5 protein-coding genes are annotated in these 7760 nt (G+C 51.7%); 2 read left to right on the forward strand and 3 right to left on the reverse strand.

The window, feature by feature from the left end; all coding sequences use genetic code 11:
• Positions 1–154: 154 nt before the first annotated feature.
• On the forward strand, positions 155–2164 hold the full coding sequence (locus EA392_00615) for a urocanate hydratase (GenBank protein TVR42180.1): 2010 nt from the start codon (positions 155–157) through the stop codon (positions 2162–2164).
• 71 nt (positions 2165–2235) lie between these two features.
• Here EA392_00615 and EA392_00620 read toward each other — a convergent pair whose 3' ends face one another.
• Genes EA392_00620 through EA392_00630 form a run of 3 tightly spaced genes read right to left on the reverse strand, consistent with a single transcriptional unit; the run spans position 2236 to position 4326 of the window.
• Complete coding sequence (locus EA392_00620) at positions 2236–2679, reverse strand: hypothetical protein (protein ID TVR42176.1); 444 nt, start codon at positions 2677–2679, stop codon at positions 2236–2238.
• The gene (locus EA392_00625) at positions 2680–3984 is read right to left on the reverse strand and encodes a molybdopterin containing oxidoreductase (GenBank protein TVR42177.1); all 1305 of its coding nucleotides are present in this window, start codon (positions 3982–3984) and stop codon (positions 2680–2682) included.
• 9 nt (positions 3985–3993) lie between these two features.
• Positions 3994–4326 (reverse strand): rhodanese-like domain-containing protein, encoded by a 333-nt coding sequence (locus tag EA392_00630; GenBank protein TVR42178.1) that lies wholly within the window; start codon positions 4324–4326, stop codon positions 3994–3996.
• Between the two features lie 562 nt (positions 4327–4888).
• Here EA392_00630 and EA392_00635 point away from each other — a divergent pair.
• A partial coding sequence (locus tag EA392_00635; protein ID TVR42179.1) for a hypothetical protein occupies positions 4889–7760 on the forward strand: 2872 nt, incomplete at its 3' end.

Raw genomic sequence — 7760 nt, forward strand, 5'->3', positions numbered from 1 at the left:
CCCGAGGACTATTACCTCTCACCCGAAGGATTTATCGTATTCACCGAGCACTACCTTCGCAAGCGCGGATACTGCTGTAAAAGCGGCTGCCGACACTGTCCTTACGGCTACGACCCAAAAACTGACCGAATCAGACGATAAGAGCATGGAAACAATGCAACACACCAACTTTATCAAGCAGATCCAAACCGGCATACCCCAGAACCTGCCGGAGCCCAAACCCTACGACCCGGACGTAAACCACGCGCCCGTGCGAAAGGATATTCTCAACCCGCGCGAAAAAGCCCTGGCCATCCGAAATGCCCTGCGTTACTTCCCGAAGGAGTACCACGCCACCCTCGCCCCTGAATTTGCCGAAGAGCTGAAAAAATACGGTCGGATTTACATGTACCGATTTCGACCTGATTACCCGATGCATGCGCGACCCATTGAGGCATATCCTGCACAGTGCAGGCAAGCGGCCTCCATCATGCTCATGATTCAAAACAACCTCGATCCGGCCGTGGCCCAACACCCCCATGAGCTGATTACCTACGGCGGCAACGGTGCGGTTTTTCAAAACTGGGCGCAATACCTGCTCACCATGAAATACCTTAGTGAGATGACCGAAGAGCAAACGCTGGTGATGTACTCCGGGCACCCCATGGGGCTCTTCCCCTCACACCCGGACGCACCCCGCGTGGTAGTAACCAACGGAATGATGATTCCCAATTACTCCAAACCCGATGACTGGGAGCGCTTTAATGCTTTAGGGGTTACGCAGTACGGACAAATGACAGCAGGTTCCTATATGTACATCGGTCCGCAGGGCATCGTTCACGGCACTACGATTACAGTGCTCAATGCCATCCGCAAAATTGTAAAGCCCGGCGAATCGCTCAAGGGCAAACTCTTTGTAACTGCGGGCCTCGGGGGAATGTCGGGCGCTCAGCCCAAGGCAGGAAACATTGCAGGCGTGGTGAGCATTACAGCCGAAATCAACCCCAAAGCTGCGTGGAAACGCCACGAGCAAGGCTGGGTAGATGAAGTGACAGAAGACCTCGACACGCTCCTCAACAAAGCCCTGGATTCGCAGCAAAAGCAAGAAGCCCGTTCTTACGCCTACCTCGGAAACGTGGTAGATTTGTGGGAGAAAATTGCTGCGCGCAACATCCACGTTGACCTCGGCTCCGACCAAACTTCCCTTCACAATCCGCTGGCGGGTGGTTACTACCCCGCAGGGTTGAGCTATGAAGAATCCAACCACATGATGGCTACCAACCCCGGGAGCTTTGCACAACATGTACAGGAAAGCCTCCGGCGACATGTGGCTGCGGTCAATACACTGAGCAGTCGCGGCATGTATTTCTTTGATTACGGCAATGCCTTTTTGCTTGAATCGAGCCGCGCGGGTGCCGATGTGATGAATGCTGACGGAACCTTCCGCTACCCCAGCTACGTGCAGGATATTTTAGGACCCATGTGTTTCGACTACGGTTTCGGGCCTTTCCGCTGGGTGTGCACCTCAGGGCTGCCCGAAGACCTGGACACCACAGACCGAATAGCGCGCGAAGTGCTTGAAGAAATGGCCCAAAATGCCCCGTCTGAAATTCAGCAACAGATGGCCGATAACATTCTTTGGATTAAAGAGGCCGGAAAAAACAAAATGGTGGTAGGCTCACAGGCCCGCATCCTGTACGCAGATGCCGAGGGTCGTATGCGCATTGCAGCGGCCTTTAACCGCGCCATTGCCAAAGGAATCATCAAAGGCCCCGTGGTACTGGGGCGCGATCATCACGATGTGTCAGGCACAGATTCGCCCTACCGCGAAACCAGCAACATTTACGACGGCTCGCAATTTACTGCTGATATGGCCATACACAACGTCATCGGCGACTCCTTCCGTGGAGCTACATGGGTGAGTATCCACAACGGCGGGGGCGTGGGCTGGGGAGAGGTCATCAACGGAGGCTTTGGGATGCTGCTGGACGGCAGCGCTGATGCGAACCGCCGATTGCACAGCATGCTTCATTGGGACGTAAACAACGGCATAGCCCGTCGAAGTTGGGCACGAAACAAGGAAGCTATTTTTGCCATCCGTCGGGCCATGGAGCAGGAGCCTCTTTTACGCGTAACCCTGCCCGAGGAGGCAGATGACGACGTGGTGCAAGGACTTGGTTTCTGATTAACTGTTACTTTGCGAAGGAATCTTCCCCATGCGGGCAGGAAAACCATTGGAAAATCCTTCGTGCTTGATTACTCCTCCAGCACGTACCAGTCGCTTTCTGCAATCTCCAGATTTCTTCGCCGGCCCTGGGTTGTATCCCTGCCATAGGCGGTGGCCAGGTAGGCAATAAGCGGAGCTTCATCCTTCCCGAGGTCCCAGAGGTTTTGCTTTTGTTGCATCCACCTGATGGTTTCCAACCAGTCCTTTTGGCTGAGTTTACTGCTGAATATCAGATCCGTGCTATGGCAGGCCGTACAATGCTGAATGGCCAGCTCATAGTTTTTCAACGCCCGCAAACCTGTGGGCAGGTGGATCCCGTCCACTACATCTGAATCATAGGGCAATGACTCTCTTTGCTCCATGGTAGGAACCGGTTCTTTGGGTGGTTCACTTGTGAGGGCCACAGCAGTGGCGAGAACAGACACAAAAGCCATCATCCACATGATATTCCGCGTATGACGATCGGCTGCCACCTAGCTTACTTTTACCGCAATGCGATGGGTTGCATTATTGATATACCCCCTGGGATTCCATCCCGGTTGTACCATGGGCTGCGAAACTCCCTGATCATCGGTGGCGCGTGCCCAGATTTCGTAGTAGCCCAGTTCCTCAAGATTCACTTGCGCAGAAAACTGCTGCCATGCATTGCGATTTGGAGCAGCCTGAAGATTGCACACTTGCCATGTAGCGCCAAAATCAACTGAAATGTGCATTTCACGAATACTTCTGTCTCCTGCCCATGCATGACCGCGTACTTCAAACTGCTGGCCGGGTTTTACCATTGCCCCAGTTTTGGGATAGGTGATGATTGACTTCACGGGCATGTTTTGAATAATACACATATCCTCATCCTGAACGCTGTCGCCCGGTGTCACCGGATTACACGGAACACAGTACGTGGGCGGTTTCATTTTGGCCCCGTCGTGTATGCGGTCTCTCACCACTAAACGGTGCACCCATTTTCCCGACGCTGAGGCAGGGAAACCCCCAACTATCAGGCGTAAGGGATGGCCATGCGCCAGCGGAATATCCTTCCCATTCATCTGAAAAGCCAGTAAGGTTTCATCTTCCATGGCTTTTTCAATGGGAACACCCCGTGAGATAACCACTTTGTTCAGGTCTCCACTCACATGGGTGTCTTTTCCGTAGTAGCCGATATACACAGCATTGGGGGCAATTCCTACATCACTTAACACATCTTTCAATCGCACTCCGGTCCAACGGGCACAACTTACCGCACCATAGCCCCATTGGATTCCTTTGGTGCCTGGAGTGTATTCAGCGCGGGTATTTCCGCCGCATTCCAGTACAGTTTGGTAAGTGTAGTGTTTGAATTTGTTCTTGAGTTCCGCGAGCGAATAGGTTTTCAGGCGTTGAACAGCCTCGCCATCAATGGTAAGCTCCCAGGAGGAAGCGTCCGGATTTTCCGGCAAATTGCCGTTGTTTCGCACGTACATTTTGTCGGCAGGGGTCACCACATCATCCAGTAAATGCACAGGAGTTTCAATATTCCACGGGCGTTTGTTCCGAACAATCATGTCGGGATGCTTGCCCTCCAGAATGTCTTTTCCGACTTCCGGGTTAAGTACCACCGGAATCAAACCTTCGGGAAGGAGCCGCCCGTAGACAATGGGGCTACCTACAACAGTACCCAGCGCAACAAGTGCTGATTGCGTGATAAAGCGCCGCCGGGACGCTACAAACACCTCATTGCCGGTCGCAACAGAAGTTTTCGACTCCTGCGTATGATCACGGTTGGGTTGCTTGCCTCGCTTCATCGAACCAAATTACGAAGCCTTTTTGGTATTCGGGTGTACCATGCCTCGCAAGCTGGTCCAGGCACCGCCGTTGATGGCATCCATTCCTGCCGATCTGAGCATGGCGGCAGCCGAAGCGCTTCGGGCGCCACTGCGGCAGGTAGTGATGATGACTTTGTTTTTGGCAGCCAGCTTCCCCGCCTGCGATGAAATGCGGTCCAGTGGAATATTCAGCGCACCTTTGATGTGCCCGTGCTTAAACTCCTGGGGAGTTCGTACATCTACTATTATGGCTCCTTTTTCGAGGGCTCTTTCAATTTTTTCACTTCGGGATGTAAACCCGAACAATTTAAGAATACGCATGCTTGTGATGTGTTTAGATGCGTAAAATTAGGGCGATGGTCGCGATTGTTTCGTAACACTGGTTACATGCCCGGACTCCTAAGCCAATCAGGATTGGTTTAGGAGTGCTGCCTGAGCCACTAAAAGCATTTGTTATTTCGAGGAGAAAACCTGATATTACGACCAGCTAACCAAAACCAACCTTGTGTACCCGTTTCATTCACTGTACCTAGAGGTGCGATCAAGCATGTCAAACGTCCTGGCCATTACATTGAACACTGTTGGTTTTCTGATGATTGAAACAGAAGAAAACGCAACGTGCCTATGGTTGTAATCGCTACTCTCTTTCTACTCTCCTCACTGATTAGTCGTGTTTGGCGCGCAGCCTTTGTGAGCCCTGGTTTAATGTTGCCTTTCTTGAAAAGGGAAGGTTTATGGTTATTGCCTGAAGTTAGGAATCCACTCACACACCCAATCCGGAGTTAATTTCGTGTGGCTATACGCGACATATCGCTCCTTCCATCTTAACCGCGAAAAGTTACGCAAGACACTGTTATTGTTACTATTGCTCGCAAATGTTTCTTTGAGCGCGCAACCCTATTGCGATCAGGCGCAAACAACTGCAGGTTTTCCAGGCGACTTAAACTGCCAAAATGCAGTGTGTGCGCAGGACGGTTTTTGTTGCACAACCAGCTGGGACGCACTTTGTGCAAATATTGCTTCTACCAACCCATCTTGCTCCAATTGCCTTGAAAGTGCTGCCGGTGGTGGTGGTGGTGGTGGCGGCGGTGACTGCACCTACTCCATTTGCCTGTACGACACATTTGGAGATGGCTGGAACGGAGGCTCAGCAACGGTAACGGTAAACGGGATTGTAGTTCTCAGCAACATCACGCTGGCCACGGGAGCCGGACCACTTTGTTTCAACTTCGCCGTACCAGAAGGTGCCACTATAGCTGTGCTCTACACTGCCGGTTCATGGGCTTTCGAGAATCACTATACAGTTTTCAGTGGTGCAGGTGGAACCGGGAATATCGTTTTTGCATCTCCCGTGGGCCAACAACCTCTGCCGAACAATTCTTTTGCAAGCGGTTGCGGAGGTGGAGGCAGTGACCCCGGAGGTGATGGATGTGAAATTTCCGTGTGTCTATACGATACCTTTGGTGATGGATGGGACAGCGCTACACTTACCGTTCAGGTGGGCGGTGTGAATGTGCTTACAGGCATCACACTACCCAACGGAACTGGTCCGCAATGTTTTAACTTTACTGTTCAACCCGGCCAAAACATCACCTTTTTGTACAGCCCCGGGGTATGGCCTACGGAGAATTACTATCAGGTTTTTTCAGGACCCAGTGGCACCGGAACGCAAATTTTCTCAACCAATCCAGGCTCTGCTCCACCAAACACCAACAACATGCCCAATGAGTGCCCCGAATGGAATCCGGACCCGGGAGGCGGTAATCCCATCAGTACCAGCAGCACTATGTACTCAGCGGAAGAGCTTATCACAGACGTGCTTCTTGGAGATTGTGTGAGCGCTTCTAATGTTACCTACACGGGAGCTGCTCATGCCATTGGAAATTTCTGGAATGGCTGCAGTTTTGGGATGGAAGAAGGGATTCTGCTCACCACCGGCAACGTAAACATTGCACCTGGCCCCAACAATAGTGGAAGCGCTGGTGTGAATAACGGCACCCCCGGATTTCCTCTGTTGCAAGACCTTGCCGGTGCCCTTACCTATGATGCAGCGGTCATAACATTCGAATTCGTGGCTTCTGCCGATCAGGTAACTTTTACCTACGTTTTTGGTTCAGAGGAATACCCTGAGTTTGTTTGCACAGGTTTTAACGATGCGTTTGGGTTTTTTGTAACAGGCCCTGGTTATGCCCCAAACACCAATGTTGCACTGGTACCGGGCACCAACGATCCCGTAACGATCAACAACGTAAACAACAACGGCGCAGCCTGTCCGCCACACTATCCCCAATTTTACGTTGACAACACAGGAGGACAGTGCTTGCAATACGATGGCTTCACCACACCGCTCGAAGCAGTAATCAACACTGTTCCCTGTGAGACATACAGCATCACGATAGCCATAGCAGATGCAGGAGACGGTATCTACGACTCCGGAGTATTTCTCCAGGCACAGAGCTTCTCAGCTGGCACCGAAGTGGATCTTACCTCAGCTACCAGCGGAGACACCCAGGATGCCTACGAAGGCTGTGACGACGGCTATTTTACATTTATCCTGAGCGAGCCCCTCGATGAGCCTTTCACCATAGAGTTTGAAATATCCGGTACCGCCACAATGGGTGAAGACTATACTCCGATTCCGAGTTCCATCACCTTTCAGCCTGGCCAAGACACCATAATCATTGTGATTGAAGCTCTTCTTGACGATATCATCGAGGGGCCGGAGTCTGTGATTATCACGGTGCTAAATTCTTGCGATTGTGAGCCCCAGGAAGCCATTCTTTGGATTATTGACAACGAACCGCTCGAGGCCGAAATAAGCCCCGATCAGGAGATTTGTGCCGGACAAAGCATCACACTTAGTGCCAATGCGTGGGGAAGCAATTCCGTTCCTTACCATTATCAATGGAGTACAGGAGAATCGGGGCAAAGCATTACCGTAAGCCCATCATCAACAACTACCTACACCATGACTGTAGATGACGGCTGCGCTGGACAGGTCATCACTTTGCCGGTTACTGTAACCGTGGTAGATGAGTTTTTCGAAGAAGTTGAAGATGAAATTTGTCCCGGGCAGAATTACACACTTCCCGATGGAACTGTGGTTAGCAGCGCAGGTACCTACGTCAACCTGCTCAGCACTTCAGGTGGCTGCGACAGTACTTTAACCGTCATCCTGAGTGAAATACCGGTCATCGAAGTAACTGAGGAAGACGAATTCTGTGAGGGTGAGACCTATGTCCTGCCTGACGGATCAGAGACTACAACCGGGGGAACCTTTGAACACGCATTCATCGCTCAATCCGGCTGCGACTCGATTGTAACCACGATTCTAACCTTGCTTCCCATTTTGGAATCCGAGGAGGAGTTTACCATTTGCGAAGGCGAAACGGTTACACTTCCCGATGGAACGGAAACAAGTGATACCGGAAGTTATGAAACAGTGCTGCAATCAGTTGTAACAGGATGCGACAGCATTGTAACCACGTTCGTTGTGGTCAATCCACCTCTCTTTGAGGAAGAGGAAGTATCCATTTGTGAAGGAGAATTCACCAGCCTCCCCGATGGAAGCGAAGTCAACGAAGCTGGCATCTACGACGTAACCCTGCAAAGCGTGGTAACAGGCTGCGATTCCACCATCACCACCACCGTTATTGTGAACCCGCTGCTGTTCTCCGAGCAGGAGTTTACCATCTGCGAAGATGAGTTTGTGGTGCTACCCGATGGCTCCGAGGTGAACCAGGCCGGCGTGTACG

The organism is Cryomorphaceae bacterium, assembly GCA_007695365.1.
Classification (GTDB): domain Bacteria; phylum Bacteroidota; class Bacteroidia; order Flavobacteriales_D; family SKUL01; genus SKUL01.